Source organism: Bacillus sp. FSL K6-1218, from assembly GCF_038006445.1.
Classification (GTDB): Bacteria; Bacillota; Bacilli; order Bacillales; family Bacillaceae_G; genus Bacillus_A; species Bacillus_A thuringiensis_S.
The window spans coordinates 1553396-1573280 of the sequence record NZ_JBBOVE010000001.1; the positions used below are offsets into that span (position 1 = coordinate 1553396).

Below are 19885 nucleotides of genomic sequence, written 5' to 3' on the forward strand. Positions count from 1 at the left end.
ATGGAAAATAATATGAAAGTATCGATGGGATGGATTATTCTTCTAATATTATTTGTTATGTTAAGTAAATACAATTTATATATTGGATTTTCATTGAAGATATATATGATTTTTTTAGTCATATATTTTTGTTTAACAATTAAAGACTTTCATATTCAAAAGTTATATTTTCATGAAGTTGTATTTTTACTGTTTTATTTCATTTATTGTTTAAGTGGAATTCTTTCTATGTATTTAAATGCTAGTATTCGTATGATTTTTGGCGTGCTACTCGTTTTAGGATGCTATTTTATAATGAGGAATTTATTGGGGAATACTGAAATAGTGGTACTTGAATCATCTATTGCTTATGTAGGAGTAGTATTTAATGTTGTAAGTCTAATACTCTATATAATCGGTTTACAATACTTTAGTTTATACGGTGGAGAAGAGAGAGAAATTTTTGCCGGGTTATTAGTTGATAGAGGATATCCACGGTTAATTGGATTGCTAGATGATCCTAACATTTTTATTTTCTATAATACAATATTTTTTATGTACTATATGACGAATTTGCAAAATATTACTAACATGTTAGGGTTGATTTTATGTGTTACGACGAGTCTATTAACCTTTTCAAGGGGCGGTATATTAGCGCTTGTACTGGTCGTTTTTGTATATATATGTATGTCTAGTTTCGCTAAAAAAATAAAAATAATTATGAGTTTAGTATTGTTTAGTGTAGTTATTTTTAGTTTATCGAATAGTGTAATGGGGGGCCAATTAGATGACATATTAAATAAACGAATTTCTGATTTTTCCCATGATAATGGAAGTGGTAGATTTACATTATGGGAAGCTGCTTTTAAATATTATTTATCCAATCCATATATCGGAATCGGTGCTTTTAACTTTTCGAATTATTATGAGTATCAATTTAATGAAAAATTATATGTACACAATACATTTTTAGAAATTTTGTCTGAATCGGGTACAATTGGTTTTCTTCTATATAGCACGTTTTTATTCATATTAATGTTCAAGCTAGCGCAGCATACTTTGTTTCGTGAAAGGCCATACCTTCTATTGACTATGATTGCATTTTTATTTCAGATGATGTCATTGTCACTTATTATTAACGAAGCGTTCTTTTTATTTTTAGCAGTTGTTGTGAAGTATATTTCAATATATGAAGGAAGGGGAAAGATAGATGGTAAAATGTCTATCAGCACATAACGAGCCGCCTTATGTTTCTGTAATAACACCTTCTTATAATAGTATACGATTTATAGGTGAGACAATTTTATCTGTACAGAATCAATCGTATGAAAACTGGGAAATGATTATCGTTGATGACTGTTCAACCGACCAATCTGCCGCAAAAATTAAAGAGATAATAGAAGGAGACTCACGAATTAGGTTATTATCATTAAAAGAAAATGTCGGTGCTGCTAAAGCTCGGAATTTAGCGATTCAAGAGGCGAGAGGAAGGTACATTGCCTTTTTAGATAGTGATGATATATGGTTGCCGCATAAATTGAAGACACAATTGTTATTTATGGAAGAAATGAATATTGCTTTTTCATATGCGTCGTATAGTTTAATTGATGAAAATGGTAATGAACTAAATCGCGAAGTGAGTGTACCAAAATCTGTTGACTATCATTATTTAGCAGGGAATACAATTATCGGGTGTTTAACAGTGATGATTGATCGTGAAAAAATTCCGTATGTGGAAATGCCTAGTATACAGCCGGAAGATACAGCGTTATGGCTGAACTTATTACATGAAGGGTATGAAGCAAAAGGGATACAGCAAGTATTAGCAAAATATAGAATTGTTACAAATTCTGTTTCTAGAAATAAAATTAGAGCAGCTTTCCGGTATTGGAAATTGTTAAGGGAACAAGAACGACTGAATTCGGTGCAAATTTTTTACTATTTTAGTAAGTATGCTTATCATGCTTATAAAAAAAATAAAATCAATGTAGTTGGGAAGACGCAATTATGAATATACTGTTGATGACAGATAAACTAATAACTGGCGGAGCCGAGAGCTATTTCTGTAAATTGGAAAGTAATTTGCGTTATGAGGATTTTAAGATTTATACAGCTGCAGGTGATGGAGAACTATATGAATCTCTTACTAGAAAAGAAAATTTTATATTACTTAGTCGATGGAATCATTTGAGAAATATTTATTATTTACGAAACGAAATTTGTAAACGAAAGATAGAACTTATTCATGCAAATAGTTTGCGAATGGTATTATATGCTTTTCTACTTCAAAAGTTTATTAAAAAAAAGATGAAAATTGTTTATACGAAACATAATGTAACGATATTAGAAAAGAAAATGCCAACGCTTTTTCGTTATTTCATGAATAAATATGTGAACAATATTATTACAGTAAGTGAGTTTGAAAAGAATAATTTAATTTCAATTCATGTAGCAGAAGAAAAAATAAATACAATTTATAACGGTGTCGATATTGAAAAGTTTTTATTCCAGCAGAAAAAGAAAGAATCTACATATAAAATAGGGATATTAGCTAGATTATCCAAAGAGAAAAACCATCAACTATTTGTCAAAATTGCAAATGTGTTGAAAAAGAGAAATGATTTTATGTTTTATATTGCTGGTGATGGACCAGAGAAAGAATCGATTATGAAAGAAATAGAAAAATATGGATTGCAGCAAAGTGTGAAGATGCTAGGGAATATTTCAGAGCCGCATGAGTTTATAGGGAATATGGATGCCTTACTTTTATTATCTTTTCGTGAAGTGTTTCCAATGGTAGTAATTGAAGCGATGGCTACAGGGACACCAATTGTTTCAATAGATGTTGGCGGAATAAATGAAGCGGTAATAGATGGAGAATCAGGCATTTTAATATCTGAATATTGTGAATCTGAATTCGCAAGTGCGCTTGAGGAACTACAAGTGAATGAAGAAAAGGTAAATGCTATTAGACTCGAAGCACGAGAGAAAGTAGTGAGGTATTTCTCGTTAACTAAAATGATAGAAGAAACGAAAAATATATATGAATTAAACAAATGACCGGGTAGGTCGTTTGTTTTTTTTATTATAGAAACTTTTAAGAGAGAACTCACATATTATATGAAAAAGGTAATATGAGGAGTGAATTTATTTTGTCAGAATATATTTCTTCCCAAGAAGGTTGTGTGCCAGAAAGTAGCGTTAATATTAATTGTTTTGGCGCAGTTCCGAACTCGGGAAATGATAGTTCATTAGCAATTCAACAAGCTATTGATTATTGTGTAGCTAACCGAATTTCGACGGTAAGAATTACAGGAGTAAATACGTACAAAATTGTAAAGCCCATTGTTATTAAATCAAATGTAAGATTAGAGTTAGATCCTACTGTAACGCTGCAAATTGATGGGGATTTTAATGCATTTGAGCTACAAAGTAACGCTTCGATAATTGGTGGTACTATTCAAGTTATAAATCCATTGTTTCAATCTGCTGTTATTTATGTTTCTGGTTCACAACAAATCGAAGTACCTAATCAATCTGTTATATCAAATATAAATATAGTAAATGCAACTCCATCGTATAAAGGAAAAGCTATATATTTTTATTGTCAAAAGGCATGGGATTTTATTAGTTTCTTTCAAGTTAAATTTATTCAAATTAAAAATTTTCAAACTGCAATACATTTGAAGACAGAATATATAAATGATATCAATACACCTTGCTGGATTAACGCCAATGTATTTCAATCTATATTTATTGATGGATGTGGGTATGGGATTGAAGTAGATGGAAATAGTGATTTGCCAAATGAAAGTTCAGGAAATACGTTTCATGATATTCAAGTGCAATGTAGACAACAAACGAAAAAAGCAATTCGTTGCTCAGGTGCGTATAATACATTTGATTGTATGATTTGGGATACGTACCGGATGAGTAGTGAACAAATTGTCATTGAATTTTCTTCTAATTCTCATCGAAACTACCTTTTTTCAAATCTGCTTTCGACAATTATTGTAGATAAAGGACAATACAATGTTTGTAAGTCTACTTATGAAGAATCCCTACGAATTCAGTTACCGTTGACGTTAAATAGACCGCATTTAATAGGGAATCAAGATGATATTTTAGTAAATGCTCAGCAGAAGTATATTGTTAAGCAAGTAAGTGGGAAAGTACCGTACGGGGGAAATCTCGCAAATTGCTTTAATTTAATAGATGAACAAAGTGTAAACTATATTGACGTTCCAGATAGTAATCCAGTTGTCATTGAACTGGATTTTACGAAAAAACCAATACAAATGTTAAATTGTTTTGGAATGTATTTTGGATGGGGAGAAAGCCCGAAAAAAATTAAAATTGAATATGCATTAGGCGCAACTGGAAATTGGGTTATCGCATCGGATGTTCCATTAAATGTAGGCGATACAATTATATCGAATATGAAGGCGAATCAACTATATAAAGTAAGAATTACATTAAGTGGTTATTCTCAAGATCATAAGCGTTTTCGAATTAATCGCATCTTTGCAAGGTCTTCTATGGAAAATGGGAATGCTTGGTTAGCTACAACTGGTGGAAGAATGTTTGGAGATATTGAAATAGAGGCAAGTAAAGGCATAATCATGAAGACAGCTAGTGGAGTGAACTGGAAAGTTACTATTAATGAAGCTGGCCAACTTATTACGACTAAAATAACTTGAGGTGATGCTTAATTGTATATCCTTGGACGAGTTATAACGTAGTGTGATAAAGGTAATGAAAAAGAGATTGTAATTTGGTTTCAACCAAACTACAATCTCTTTTTTAATTTAATTCCACCAAATCCAAGTCCAAAGGTAATTTCTTGCATTTCGGGGAGTAATCCGTATGAAGCGTTCACCGTCAAAGAAGCAATTTAAATTTGGAAGTGTTTCGTCTGGATTTTCTGGAACAAAGGTGACGATGTTTTCGTTACTTGTAACGGTTACTGTAATTGGTGGATCGGTAGGCGAGACTTGAAGTTGTAACGAAATATTGGCCGTATTTTTAAATTGATTATTAACAGGTGGACTTATTACTTGTACTGTGAATAACACGATAATTGTTTCGTTTGGCTCTAAATTAGTGGCAACTAGGAAACCGATATTCGGATTCGCTAGTGGAGAGCGTTCACCGTTAATAAAGACAGTGCCGTTTATAAATTGTAAACCTGCTGGAATGGTATCTTGTAAAGAAATATTTGAGAGTGAAATTTCGGAAGTATTTGTAATACGCACCGTATAATCAAAATATTGGTTTAAATAAGCGGAGCTGACGGAAGCGTTTTTCGTGACTGTTGCAGTTACAAATTGAACTGGTATACGAACAATATTTGAATTAACAATGAAAGTAATAATTGGATCCTGTGGTGTCAATTGAAAAGCAGCGGTAACTGTTGCAGAATTTATAATTGTACTGTTTGAAGGAATAGAAGTTACGAGAACTTGAAATGTTATAGTTGCTACTGTATCTGCAGATAAAGAACCAATATTAATACCAGTGTCTGGACGAACATTTTGAACCGAAGTACCGTTAATTGTTACGCTGTTTTCTATAAATGTTGTACCAGCTGGAATTGTGTCTATAACAGAAGTACTGATTGTCGGAATTGGGGAGTGATTAAATACCGCTAATGTGAATGTAATGATATCTCCTATAACGACAATAGATTTGTCAGCTGTTTTTTCAATGCGAACCATCGGATCAATGACTGTCGTTGTAACGGTATTTGTTTGTTTTGTAATTGTAATAGGTGGTTTTGTTGGATCAATGATAACGGTATAGGAAACAGAAGCATCATTATTAATTGTAGATTGAAGAGTAGAAGAAGATATTGTCACTTGGAACGTAATAATAACAGATTCATTAGGAGCAAGATTTCCTAACGTAATACCATTTTCAGGATTTTCATTAGGCTGATTGATTCCGTTAATCGTAACACTATCAGCAACAAAAGTCGTATCTATTGGTACGGTGTCTATGGCAAGAAGGTCTTCAATCGTTACATTACCGCTATTCGTAATCGTAATTGTATACGTTAAAGTTTGACCAGGTAAGGCATTCGTTACATCAATAGATTTTATGGCAATGACATTATCATTTTGGACAGTAGTTGTGACGGTATTTGTTGTAGTCGTATTTGTAACGGGTACGTTATTTGGGTTGACTATATAGTTAAAAGTAGTAATTGCTTTGTTGTTTAGTTCATTTGGTGTTGGAATAGAAGTCACAGTTACTTGGAATGAAACGATAGCATCTCCACCAACAATTATAGTGCCAATTGGTATGCCGCTTACTGGATTCACTCCTGGAAGAGCTTCTCCGTTTACAATGACGCTATTTTCTATAAACGTAGTACCTTGAGGAATAATATCTTGAATGATTACATCATTTGTTGCAACATTACCGGTTTGATTTAGTGTAATCGTATACGTTAACGTATCACCAACCGTTGCAAATGCAAGGTCAACAGCTTTATTACTATTCAAATTCGCGTGATTAATTTCTGTTGCGGCAGCTGATGAAATAATAGTTTCGGTAATAGGTGGTCGATCTGGTACCGTGTATTCATATTCAATTGTACTCGTGTTAGAGATTGGATTTGTTTGTGGAATCGAAGTAACCCGTACTTGGAATAGAATAGTTGCTGTCGTATTAGGCGGAATGTTATCAATTTGTATACTGTTAAGAGGGTTGTCATTTGGCCGAGCATTGCCGTTCACGATAACACTATTCTCTATAAAGCTCGTATTTGCTGGGATGATATCTGTAACAATAATGTTTTCGACTTGTATATTTCCGTTATTTATGATGGAAATTGTATAAGGGATGATAGTTTGTAAGTCAGCATATTGGATAGGCGTTGTTTTTGTCGCAATTACATTAGCAGAAATAACTTCAGTGAAGGTAATATTGCTAGTCGATATTTGTTCTTCCACGTTTATTGTATAACGAGAAGTTGATTGATTTTGAACATGGCCGCTAGCAGGAAGAGCTACGACGGTAACAGAAAATGTGACTGGGATAGAAATATTAGGAGCAATCGTTCCTACAAGTATACCTGCACTTGGATTGGCGTTAAGCTGAGGAATGTTATTTACTAAAACGCTACCGTCAATAAAAGTTGTTCCATCAGGTATATTGTCTGTAAATACAACAGCAGTGGCATCCGTATTCCCTGTATTCGTTAAAGTTGTCGTATAAGTTAAAATGTCACCAATTGTTACAGAGGTCAAATCAACAGTTTTAAGTGAAACGATATCAGCATCATTAATTTGAACGAAAGTAGTATTGGAAGTAGTAGATTTTTGAATTGGTGCAAAGTCAGGATTGAAAATAAAGTCGTAGACGATGTTTGCAGTATTAGGTGTTGGATTTACAACAGGTAAATTCGTAACGGAAACTTGGAATGTTACTGTAGCCATTTGATCTGCTGCGACATTAGGAATGGAAAAGCCGATATTCGGATCTGCTGCAGGAAGTACAGTATTGTTAACTATTACACTTCCTGGAATAAATACTGTTCCATCCGCTATAGTATCTGTAAAAAAGATGGAGTTAGTTGTAGTAGATCCATTATTTTGAATGAATACTGTATATTCAATGGTTTCATCAATGTTAGCTAATACAGTATTAGCGGATTTTGTAGCAATAAGAATAGCATCAATAAATTGTATATTTGTACTATTGGAAGAGGTCGTTTCTGAAATTGGTGGTGCGCTTGGGTCCGGTCGATACTCATAGTGAATGACGGCGATATTATTAATGTTATTTTGTGGCGGTATAGAGACTACGCTTACTTGGAACGTAACAATAATCGTATTATTTGGAAGAATTATATCAAGATTGATACCGGTAATTGGATTTTCGTTAGGTCTTGGTACGCCATCTACAAGAATGCTATTTGGAACGAATGTGGTCCCAGCTGCAATTGCGTCAATTAGGAGAGTATTTGTAATAGGTACTGTACCGGCGTTTGTAACTGCGACTGTATATGTGATGATTTGACCAATGCGTGTAATGGATCTATTGGCGGATTTAATGGCACTAACATTTGCCGTCCGCACTTCAGTATTTACTGCATTTGATAACGATCTACGCTGAATAATTGGAGAACTAGGGTCAATTTGGTATTCGTACGAAGTGTCTGAAATATTAATGACTGTATTGCCCTCTGGTATATTTGTAAGTTGTACTTGGAATGAAAGAGTGACTGTTTCATCTGGTTGTATCGTGCCGAGAGTTACGCCATTCTCTGGGTTCGCACCAGGCTGGATGACATTATTTATTGCTAAGCTATCTTCAATGAATATAGTACCTTCCGGAATGTTATCAATGAACACGGTATTGTTAGCTGGAACGGTTCCTATATTTTGTAGTGTATTTGTGTAGGTAATAATTTGCCCGATTGATACGAAAGCTACATCCGCGCTTTTAACAGAAATAATATTTGCGTTTTGAAGTGATGTTGTAACAATGTTAGAATTTGCAGAGCGATTTACTGGTGGGGCTGTAGGGATACTTACATATTGGTAAGTTGCTGAAGATTGATTTACAATTTCGGTTTCAGTAGGTGGATTATTTGTTTGCACTTGAAATAGTATCGTTTTGGAACTGTTTGCTGGAATTGTTCCAATCGGTATTCCGTTTTCTGGATTTACACCTGGCTGAAGGACACCGTTAATTGTGACACTATCGGGAACGAATGTAGTCCCAGATGGAATAGAATCTGTGAAATTAATATTTATTGCGTCAACATTACCAGTATTTTTCACTTCAGAAATATAAAGTATAGTTCCACCGATATCTACAGTTGTTGGATTGGATGTTTTAGTAATTGTCAATTGCGCTTGCACGAAATTTGTAATGACGATATTACTAGTAGATGTTTCAGTAATAGGCGGTTGCCCTGGGTCTGGTTGAATTGTATATGTTGTATTGGATTGATTTGTAATCGATTCTTGCGAGAATGAATCGGTAATAAGAATTTGGAACGAAATAAGGTGCGTAGCGTTTGCAGCTAGGTTAGGCAAAGTAACACCTACATTTGGATTGGCACCAAGTATAGCTGTTCCGTTAAGTGTAAAACTATTTTCTACGAATGTAGTATCTTGGGAGATAGTGTCTGAAAATGTGAGATTAGTAGCTGGAATATTTCCGGTATTTTCTAGTGTTATCGTATAAGTCAAAATATCACCTGTTGTTGCTTGTTGTGCATTGACTCCTTTTAAAGAAAGGATAGTCGCATCTGAAATTTGTGTGAAAGCAGGATTAGACGTAATTGTTCGAGAGATGATAGGAGCAGTTGGATCGGCGATAAAAGTATAGTCAATACGGACTGTATTAGAAATTGGGTTCACGCTTGGAATAGATTGAACGATAACCTGGAATGTTACAGTGACGATTTCTGACGGTGCGATGGAGTTTAATGGTATTCCTACGTTAGGGTCAGCACCTGGAACGGAAACGCTATTAATAGTTACGCTATTAGGAATAAATGCAGTTCCTTCTGGGACCAAATCTGTTAAAGTAACTGTATTTGCAGTAGTATTTCCGTTGTTTTGAACGACTACTGTGTAAGTGATTGTACCGTCAGTAGATTGTACGAGAGAATCTGTACTTTTAATTGCGGATAACGATGCATCAACAACAGCTGTATTAACCGTATTAGACGAGGATGTTGCTGTAACAGGAGGTTGACTTGGATCGACAATATACGTGTAACTTGTAAGTGCTTGATTTATAATCGCTCCTTGCGGTGGAATAGAACTTGCAAGAAATTGGAACGTAATAGTAGCGGAATCACCTGGTGCGATAATACCAACTGGAATACCAAGAGTTGGACTTGCATCTGGAAGTGAAATCCCGTTGAGCGTAACACTATTTGGAACAAATAATGCTCCTTCAGGAACTCCGTTAATGAGTAATACAGAGTTTGCGGGGAAGTTTCCAGTATTCGTTAATGTTGCTGTATACGTAATTACATCTCCGATAGATACGATTGTTCGATTTGCTTGTAAAACAGTTGTAACAGTCGCGTTATTAATTTGTGTTGAAGCGCTATTAGAATTTATCGTGCCTGTAACAGGAGGAGAGGCCGGATCAACGATGAATGCGTATTGAATAGATGCTACGTTTGTAATTGGATTTGAAGGTGGAGTGGATGTAACTATGACTCGGAAAGTAACGGTTAAGGAACTACCCGTGCTAACTGTTCCGATATTCACTCCGTTATTTGGATTTGCACCTGGAATGGTACTTGCATTTACAGCAAAACTATTTTCAACAAAGGTTGTTCCTGCTGGAACCATGTCTGAGAAATTTACATTCGTAGCGTTTGTATTGCCGCTATTTTGAATCAAAACTGTATAAGTGATCGTGTCTCCGATATTTGCAAAAGCTGTATTAGCAGTTTTTACAGCTGAAAGTATTGCTGAATTAATAGAAGTAACGAAGACGTTCGTTTCCACATTGCCAGGCTGAGCCTGTAATGCATTGCCTACATTATATTGGAAGTTAACAAATCCTAAGTTTTGGAGTTCAGGTGTGAACGTTGTTGGATTACTTACGATTTGTACTTGGAATATGATTGTTACAGTTTGATTTGGAGTAATTGTATTTATGCCAACACCGTTAATAATGGAAGCGGATGGTAATGGAGTGCCATCAACAATAACTGATCCTGCAACAAATTGTGTCCACGATGGTAAAGGGTCTGAGAATATAGCGTTGTTAGCAGGAATATTGCCTGTGTTCGTAATAGTCGTTGTATACGTAATCGTATCACCAATCGTTGCAAATGTTTTATCTCCTATTTTAATCGTGTTTAAAATAGCACTTTCAATTTTTGTTGTAACGTTGTTAGAAGTAATGTTTTTTGAAACGGGAGGATTAGCTGGATTAACGATATGCTGGAAGCTAACGTTAGCTTGATTGGTAATTGGATTTATAGGTGGAATTTCATTTGCGATAATGTGAAATGCTACGATTACAGACTGGTTTGGCCCGATATCACCAATTGGAACGCCTGTAATGATATTTGCATTTGGGATGCTAGTTCCGTTCAGTGTAAAACTATTCGGTTCAAAGGAAGTTCCGTCTGGAATAAGGTCGGTAAAAATAACATTCGTTGCACTAACATTTCCGCTATTTGTAATTGTAACGGTGTAGGTAATATCCTGCCCGATATCTACCGTAGATACATTTGAATTTTTTTGTGCAGTAAGGGTAGCGTTATTAATTTGTGTTGTCGTTGTATTAGATTGATTGGAAGTTGTAACAGGTGGCTGGCTAGGATCAACGACATAATGATAGGTGGTAGAAGCAGAGTTAGAAATGGGATTAAGTGTTGGAAGTGTAATAACAGTTGCTTGGAATGTAACGATTGCCGCATTACCACCATTAATGGAACCAATATTTACACCAGTAGATAAATCAGCGTTTGGAATGGTTTGCCCATTAACTGTGAAACTATTTGGAACGAAACTTAAATTACTATCAAGAATGTCAATAATAGTTACATCAGTTGCAGTCACATTCCCGGTATTAGGGAGGTTAAGTGTAAATGTTATTGTATTACCAATATCCGCGAAAGTAAGATCTGCTGTTTTTGTGCTAATAATAGTTACGTTGTTTATTTGAAGAAGTGTAGTGTTGGAAGTAGCTGCACTTGAAACAGGAGGATTAACAGGATCAACAGTAAACTCATACGTCGTTGATGCTGTATTTGGTGCAGGATTAATAGGTGGGATGCTGTTCACTGTAACTTGAAAGACGATACTATATATTTCATTTGGTGGAAGTGTTGCAAGTAATACACCTGTATTTGGATCCGCGTTAGGTTGTAAAACGCCATCGACAGTTAATGTGTTAGGAACAAATGTGAGTCCACTTGGTAATGCATCTGTGAATACAATATTAGTTGCATCGGTATTGCCTACATTGGTAATAGAAGTAGTATAAAAAGCAGTTTGCCCGATATCTGCAAAGGATACATTTTCATTTTTCGTCATGGATAATATGGCTTCTTTAATTTGCGTTGAAACAGGATTACTAATTGAAGTTTCTGCATCAGGTGGTGAGACTAATTGGTACGATGTTGATGAGAAATTTACAATGGGGTTTTCAGTTGGTAATGACGTTACAGTAACTTGGAACGAAACTGTTACTGTAGTCCCAGCTGTTATGGGCCCAATATTTACACCGTTTGTTGGATCCGCTCCACTTTGAGGAACTCCATTAATAGAAAATGTGTTTGCAATAAATGTAGTTCCGCTTGGCATGGTATCTGTAAATATAACATTTTGTGCGGATGAGTTTCCATTGTTTGTTAAAGTAACAGTATAGGTGAGTGTGTCTCCAATACGGCTAAAGGATTTATCGACTTGTTTTAATGAAAGAATGGTAGCTGTGTTAATTGTAGTGAACACTGTGTTTGAAGTAACATTCCTTGAAACAATAGGGGCATTAGGGTCAGTGATAAATGTGTAAGAAGCACTAGCCGAATTGGCAATAGGATTTTGAACGGGAGTAGAAGTAGCGGTAACTTGAAATGCTATAGATATTGAGTTGTTAGGAGCAATTGATCCGATTGTTATACCTGTATTAGGATCGAGTCCGATGTGTGTACTGCCATTGATTGTGACACTATTCGGAATGAACGTTGTGCCGTCTGGAATAAGATCAGTGAAAGTAATATTCGTTGCATTTGTATTGCCATTATTCGTTAAAATGGTTGTATAGGTAATGGTATCACCTAGTGTTACAATTGTTTGATCGACCGATTTTACCATCGTTATCATAGCATCTAGTACCGGGTTTGTAACGATATTCGTTGAAGTAGAAGTTGTAATAGGAGCGGCACTTGGATCAACAGTATAAGAATATAAAATTGTATCGTTACCCATAATTGAGCTTGAAGGGGGAACAGAAATAACATTTACTTGGAAAGTAACGGTTACTGTTTCACCAGGAGCGATATTTGGTATATTTACTCCGAGTGCTGGCTGTGCACCAAGCTGCTGGATGCCATTTATAGTGACCGAATCTGGTACAAAAGTAGTACTAGAAGGAATCGCACTTGTAAAAGTTATATTTGTAGCTGGTGTATTTCCTGTATTCGTAATAGTCGTTGTATACGTAAGTGTATCTCCGACGGAAATGATAGATTTATCAACAGTTTTTGTTGTATTTAATATCGCACTGTTAATTGTTGTCGAAACCGCATTAGATACAGCTGTTTGTAATGCAGAAGGTTGGCTAGGATCAATCACATGTTCAAATTGTATGGAACTAAAATTAGAGATAGGATTTATACTTGGAATGTTTGTAACAAGTACGTTGAGAGAAATAACGGCCGTTCCATTTGGGTTTATATTTCCAATCTGTATCCCGCTAGCTGGATTTCCGATTTGCTGTGTACCAGAATCGTTTGTAAGAGTGCCAGATATGAATGTCGTTCCGTTAGGTAAAATATCTGTGAAAATTATATTTTGTGAAGTGACATTTCCAGGGTTACTTAATGTAATTGTATAAGAAATTGTATCGCCAATCGTTGCGAAAGTTTTATCTACAGATTTGATTGCCACAATTTCCCCAGAATTTATTTGTGTCGAAACGGGATTAGATGTCGTATTTCTTGAAACGAGTGGTAAATTAGGTCCTGTCATAAATTGATAATCAATGGAAGCTCCGTTTACAACAGGTGAGTTTGGACCCCCAGGTCCAATTGTGAAAATTGGATTTGGAATGCTAACTACTTGCACACGGAAGGTAACGTTTATAAAATCTCCTGCAATAATATCCCCAATCTGTATCCCATTCGCTGGATTTACCCCAGGTAATAAGACCCCGCCTACTCGAACACTATCTGTTATAAATATTGTGTTATTTGGAATTGGATCTGTAAAAATGATATTCGTAGCAGTCGTGTTCCCTTCATTTTCTAATAAAACTGTATACGTTAAAAATGAATTTCCAGGTGCTACGTCAGAAAATAGTCGATCCACACTTTTCGTTGCTTGAATAATTGCTTCGTTAATTTGAACTAAAGTTGGATTACTTGTAGCTGTTTCTGTCACCGGCGGCTGGGTAGGATCCACAATAATCGAGTATGTTGTGCTAGATTGGTTCAACGTTGGGTTTGTAGCTGGTATTGAGCCAACAATTACTTGAAAGCTAATTGTTGTCGTTCCTCCAACTGGAATTGAGTCTAAAGAGAGCCCGCTATCTGGTCTAAATCCAAGTTGTGGGATGGTATTAATTTGTACGCTATCGGGAATGAATGAAAGTTCAGGTGGTAATATATCGATAAAAACAGGTGTGTTTGCGGTAGTATTTCCGCTATTAGTGAGAGTAGTTGTATACGTAATTGTATCTCCAACAGCGGCAAATGCACTGCTCGCAGTTTTCGTTGCGATAACGGAAGCCGAATTTACTTGCGTAAAAGTTTTATTGGATTGAACTGTTCGTGAAACAGGCGGTTCATTTATATCTACAATAAAGCTATATTGAAGCGATGATTTGTTAGGGATTGGATTAGGATTTGGAATCGTTGTAATGTTTACTTGAAAACTGAGTATAACGGATGCATTTGAATTTATGTTGCCAATATTGATACCATTTTGTGGATTTGCATTAGGAATAGTTGTTCCATTTACCGTAAAACTATTTAGAATAAACGTTGTACCATTTGGAATTACATCTGTAAAAATAACATTGTTTGCGGTAGTATTACCGGAATTAGTAATGGTAGAAGTGAAAGTAAGTGTATCTCCAATAGTAGCGAATGTTGAATTGACAGTTTTATTTATAGAAAGAGTAGCATCAATAATTGGAGTAACCGTTGTATTCGTAATTGTACTATTAACAGCAGGAGATTGGTTTGGATTCACGGTATATTCATAATTTACAAGAGCATTATTTGTTAATGTGCCACTAGGTGGTATCGCTAAAATTTGTGCTTGAAAAGTAATGAATACAGTATCTCCTGGCGAAATATCTGCCAAGTGAACACCAAGTGATGGATCTAATCCTGGTTGTGGAACATTATTGATCGTTACGGAGTTTTGGATAAATGAAGCTCCTGCGCCAAGCCCATCTGTTAAAACAGTGGCACTAGCAGGGATATTACCTGTATTTGTTACTGCAATCGTATAGGTAACGATATCACCAATGGCAGCTGTCGGTGTATTCACAGACTTAGTAGCAACAATAGTAGCGTTATTAATTTGAGTTGTTATTACGTTACTTAACGTATTGGCGGATGCTGAAGGTAAGTTAGGATCTACGACGTACTGGTACGTTGTATTGCTTTGGTTCGGGATTGGATTTGGATTCGGGATAGAATTTACTTGTACTTGGAACGAGATGATCGTATTTGCATTCGGATTTATTGGGTCGATTGCAATTCCGCTTGCTGGATTTACATTAGGCAGTGTATTCCCGTTTACAGTAACACTATTAGGAATAAACGATGTCCCGTTTGGAATTACATCTGTAAATATTACATTTGACGCAAGTGTGTTCCCGTTATTCGTTAAAGTAGTCGTGTACGTAATAATATCATTTACGTTAGCAAACTGTTTATCTGCCGATTTAGTAGCGGCAATTGAGGCGTTATTAATAGTTGTCTGTACAGTGTTAGAAGCAACCATCTGCATTACAGCTGGTTTGGATGGATCATACGTATATTGGAATGTTGTGCCTGATTGATTTGTAATTGGGTTTACAGCAGGGATAGTTGGTACAAAAACTTGGAATGCAACGGTGCGTGATGAACTCGCTCCTATCGTACCAATCGAAATGCCATTAGCAGGATTTGCATTAGCTATAGGGACATTATTAATCGTTACAGTATTAGGAATGAAGAGGGTACCCGCTGGAATGATATCTGTAAATGTTACATTAGCAGCAGGGATATTCCCGTTATTCGTTAAAATAGTCGCATATAGTATGACATCACCGACATCAGCGAAGTTTGTACTCGTTAGTTTTGTAGCAACGATATTAGCAGTATTAATTTGTGTAGTTACTATATTGCTAGCAGTGTTTCTAACAAGAGCAGGTAAGTTTGGATCAGCGATAAAGCTATATTGAAGTGCAGCGCTGTTTTGAATAGGGTTTGGTGAAGGTAGCCCATTTGCACTTATTTGAAACACAATCGTTGTAAAACCACCCGAAGGAATGGAGCCCACTTGAAGACCGGCACTAGGGTCTGCACCTAGTTGTAAAGCACCACCTATAAAAATACTATTTGGAACGATAGTGGTGCCATTAGGGATTATATCGGTAACGATAACATTATTGGCTGTAGTATTGCCAAGATTAGCTAAAGAAATTGTATATGTGATTGGTTGCCCGACGTCGGCGATAGTTAAATCTACTTCTTTGACAATAACGACATTTGCTAAATTAATTTGTGTACTTACAGTGTTACTTACAGATGTTTCTATAGTTGGTGGATCGCCCGGATTTAAAATAAAGCTATACTGTGTACTAGATGAATTTAATGTTGGATTTTGTGTTGGTAAAGAGTTGACGGTTACTTGATAAGAGACGGTAAGTGAACCGTTAGCAGCAATGGAAGGTAGCGGAACACCTATATTTGGATCTGCGTTATTTTGAAGTACACCATTAATAAGAAAAGTGTTTGGAATAAAGGTAGTACCGTCTGGATTCGTATCTACGAAAGTAGGGCTATCAGCAGAAACACTTCCTGCATTCGTCAAAGTAACAGTATAAGTTAATATATCCCCTACGGTAGCGAACTCTCGATCCACTGTTTTGGCTGAAATGACATTTGCATCGTTTACTTGAGTAAATGTAGTGGTTGAAGTAGTGTTCTTACTTACAGGTGAAGTGTTTGGATCAACGATAAAGTTATAGGAGATGGAAGCGCTATTTGAAATAGGGTTTGGATTTGGAATGCTAGTTATTACTACTTGGAATGAAGCTGTAATTGTAGTATTAGCATTGATGTTACCAATATTGATGCTAGCTGGTGTAACGCCTGGCTGAGTAACACTGTTAACTATAACACTGTTTGGGACAAAGGCGGTTCCATTCGCAATTGAATCAGATAGTAATACATTGTTCGCTGCAACATTTCCATCGTTAGTAAGAGCAAAGGTGTAAGTTAATACATCGCCAACTTCCGCAAACGTTTTATCTACAGATTTATTAACATGGAGATTTGCTAGTCTAATTGTTGATGTAACAGAATTAGAATTTGCTGTTTTTGAAGTAGGTGGCAAACTTGGATTTACAGTGTAAATATAAGAGGCGAAAGCGTTATTAATAATAGGGTTTTGGGCAGTAATGTTAATGACTGTTACTTGAAAGGATAAGGTAAAAGTAGCTCCACCAGGAATTGTGCCGATAGGTAAAGCAACGAGAGAATCTACATTCTGCAAAACTCCGTTTAGTGTTACAGTGCCAAGAGTCAATATCGTTCCGTTTGGAAGTGGGTCTGTTAGTTGAACGTTATTAGCGGCTGCATTTCCGCTGTTTGTAATAAGGATTGTATAACTTATCGTTTCGCCAATTGTGGCAAATTGTTTGTTAGTTGATTTTGTTAAAGTTAAATTCGCATTGTTAATTTGAGTGGAAACGAGATTAGAAGAAATGTTTTTTGTAACGGGAGATTGGCTAGGGTTTACGGTATATTGATAAGAAGCGCTTGATCCGTTAGATACGACATTTGACGCGGGTATTGTGTTTACTACTACTTGAAATGCAACATTTTTTATTGTGCCGCTTGGGATGGATCCAATGTTCACGCCGGTAGCGGGATTTGCGCCCACTTGTGTCGTGCCATCTATTGTTAAACTGTTTAGAACAAAAGTTGTTCCAGTAGGAATGATATCTGTAAAAATAACATTGTTCGCATTTGTATTACCTGTACCTGTAAAGGAAACGGTGTACGTTAGTGTATCACCAATATCTGCGAAATTTTTATCTACTGCTTTTGCCATTGTTACAGTGGCGTTATTTACTTGAGTAGATACGATATTGGTCGTATCAGTCCCACTTACTGCAGGTTGATTTGGTACAGGAATGTATTGATATGTCGTTGTACCACTATTTAATATTGGATTTGTTTGGGGGATAGAAGGAACGAATACTTGAAATGAAATAGTAGTAGTAGAATTTGCAGCAATTGACCCAATTGATATACCATTAGCGGGATTTGCGGCAGCTTGAGTAACTCCGTTCACAGTTACGCTCCCTGGAATGAAAGTAGTCCCGCTAGGAATCGGGTCCGTATATATAACATTTGTTGCAGAGATATTTCCTATATTAGCTAAGGCAATACTGTAAGTTAATGTTTCACCAATATCGGTAAAAAATTTGTTGACTGATTTTGTTCCATTAATATCTGCCAGGTTAATTTGCGTTCCAGCAGAATTGCTTGTTGCAAGACCGTTAAAGGTTGTTCCTCCGGCGATTGGTGTATATTGAAATGTAATATTCGCAGTGTTAGAGATAGGATTTTGACTTGGAAGAGAAACGACAGTAGCTTGGAAGGTTACTGTGCGAGAAGTACCATTATTAATTGTTCCAAGAGATATACCAGCCGCGGGATTTGCATTTGTTTGTGGTACGTTATCTACTGTTACAGTGCCGGGTATAAAAGAAGTACCGTTAGGGAGACTATCTATAAAAATAGCGTTATTGGCAGGAAGAAGCCCGGTGTTAGGGATAGTAACTGTATAAGTGAGAATATCTCCAATTGCAGCAACACTTTTATTTACGCTTTTCGTTGCTTGTATATTTGGGGAGTTTATATTAATTTGTAAGCCGACTGTATTTAACATATATGCATCTCCGTTAGTAGTTAAACGGATTGCGGCGGATACTTGTGAGTTTGTTAAATAAGGAGAAATATCAATAGAAGTAATATCCCAGCCCTGTCTTCCAGCGGAGATGTTTGTACCTGTAGAAGCACTTTGATTTCGCGTTCCAAATGTCCCAGTTGTATCTAAGTTTCCTGCAGCATTATTAACTTGAGAACCGAAGAAATTATTTACAGCATTATTTGGCCCAGATAAAGCATTTAATGAACTGAAATTTGGTCCAAATAAAGCTTGATCCCCTATTAAATCTGCATCTCCTTCAATAGAACTTAAAAATAACCTCCCGCTTACAGGTCCTCCTGAAGGTGTTAAAAATCCAGAAACAGCTACATCTGCACTACCGGTATCAGCAGAAACACGGTTACCCGCTACATAAATGGTTAAGTTTCTTGCTGGCAATGTCCCGTTTTGATAAGCGACGATAAGCGTCCATCCAGCCGAATTAATTGTTCCATTAGAAGCATCTATAGGATCTACAAGTCCAGGAACCGCGCCTGTAGTATAGGAACCAGAACCTCCCGCTTGAATAAGGGTTGTTACGTCTGCTGAACGAGTGTAAAATCCAAATGTAATAGAGTTTGAAACGAATGTTTGGTTTGAAGCCGTAACAGCTGAAGGAGTAATCGAGTATGTTGAAACAGGTGTTGTAAAAGAAACTGGGTTTCCTAATACACTCGTAATGTTTTGATCACGAGATAAATAGTTTCCACCCCAAACGAGTTCTGCGTAAAGAATAGTACTACCAGCAGGGATATTTAAAATAGCGGTAGAACTATTTTGTGTATAGTTTAACGTTGTACCAGCAGGAAAAGTAGGTACTTGTAAAGCAGTATTCGTAGTTGCGAATGCACCAATTGCCCCGATTGTACCAGCACGGTTTTGATTACTAATTTTACTTAAGCCTAAAGTATTTCCAGTAATAGCGAGTGCGCCGTTAGTGGTGGTAGAAAATCGATTCGTAATGGGCATGTTGTCACCTCATTTACAATATAGTCTTGGTCAAAATAACATATGTATGTGACAAATGAATGGAA

At 36.1% G+C, this 19885-nt stretch carries 5 protein-coding genes; 4 read left to right on the plus strand and 1 reads right to left on the minus strand.

Annotated features, from left to right (window positions below):
- The 4 genes from MHI26_RS08185 (at position 1) to MHI26_RS08200 (ending at position 4679) form a co-directional block, all read left to right on the plus strand.
- Positions 1 to 1215 carry an O-antigen ligase family protein gene (locus tag MHI26_RS08185; RefSeq protein WP_061666869.1) on the plus strand — a complete coding sequence of 405 codons (1215 nt, stop codon included), beginning with the start codon at positions 1 to 3 and terminating at the stop codon, positions 1213 to 1215.
- Positions 1190 to 1990, plus strand: coding sequence for a glycosyltransferase family 2 protein (locus tag MHI26_RS08190; RefSeq protein ID WP_000237677.1), 801 nt, complete (start codon positions 1190 to 1192; stop codon positions 1988 to 1990). Before MHI26_RS08185 ends, MHI26_RS08190 begins: the two co-directional genes overlap by 26 nt.
- Entirely contained in the window at positions 1987 to 3039 is a 1053-nt protein-coding gene (locus MHI26_RS08195; protein WP_061666868.1) for a glycosyltransferase family 4 protein, read from the plus strand. Before MHI26_RS08190 ends, MHI26_RS08195 begins: the two co-directional genes overlap by 4 nt.
- A 92-nt stretch (positions 3040 to 3131) precedes the next feature.
- The gene (locus MHI26_RS08200; RefSeq protein ID WP_061666867.1) at positions 3132 to 4679 is read left to right on the plus strand and encodes a hypothetical protein; all 1548 of its coding nucleotides are present in this window, start codon (positions 3132 to 3134) and stop codon (positions 4677 to 4679) included.
- A gap of 108 nt (positions 4680 to 4787) precedes the next feature.
- On the opposite strand, the gene MHI26_RS08205 is transcribed toward MHI26_RS08200, so the two are convergent.
- Positions 4788 to 19820 (minus strand): DUF7507 domain-containing protein, encoded by a 15033-nt coding sequence (locus MHI26_RS08205; RefSeq protein ID WP_061666866.1) that lies wholly within the window; start codon positions 19818 to 19820, stop codon positions 4788 to 4790.
- Positions 19821 to 19885 lie beyond the last annotated feature (65 nt).

Excerpts from the sequence above, each read along its gene's own strand:
- MHI26_RS08195 (WP_061666868.1), top strand. The coding sequence starts at position 1,987 with ATGAATATACTGTTGATGACAGATAAACTAATAACTGGCGGAGCCGAG.
- MHI26_RS08185 (WP_061666869.1), top strand. The coding sequence starts at position 1 with ATGGAAAATAATATGAAAGTATCGATGGGATGGATTATTCTTCTAATA.
- MHI26_RS08205 (WP_061666866.1), bottom strand. The coding sequence starts at position 19,820 with ATGCCCATTACGAATCGATTTTCTACCACCACTAACGGCGCACTCGCT.
- MHI26_RS08190 (WP_000237677.1), top strand. The coding sequence starts at position 1,190 with ATGGTAAAATGTCTATCAGCACATAACGAGCCGCCTTATGTTTCTGTA.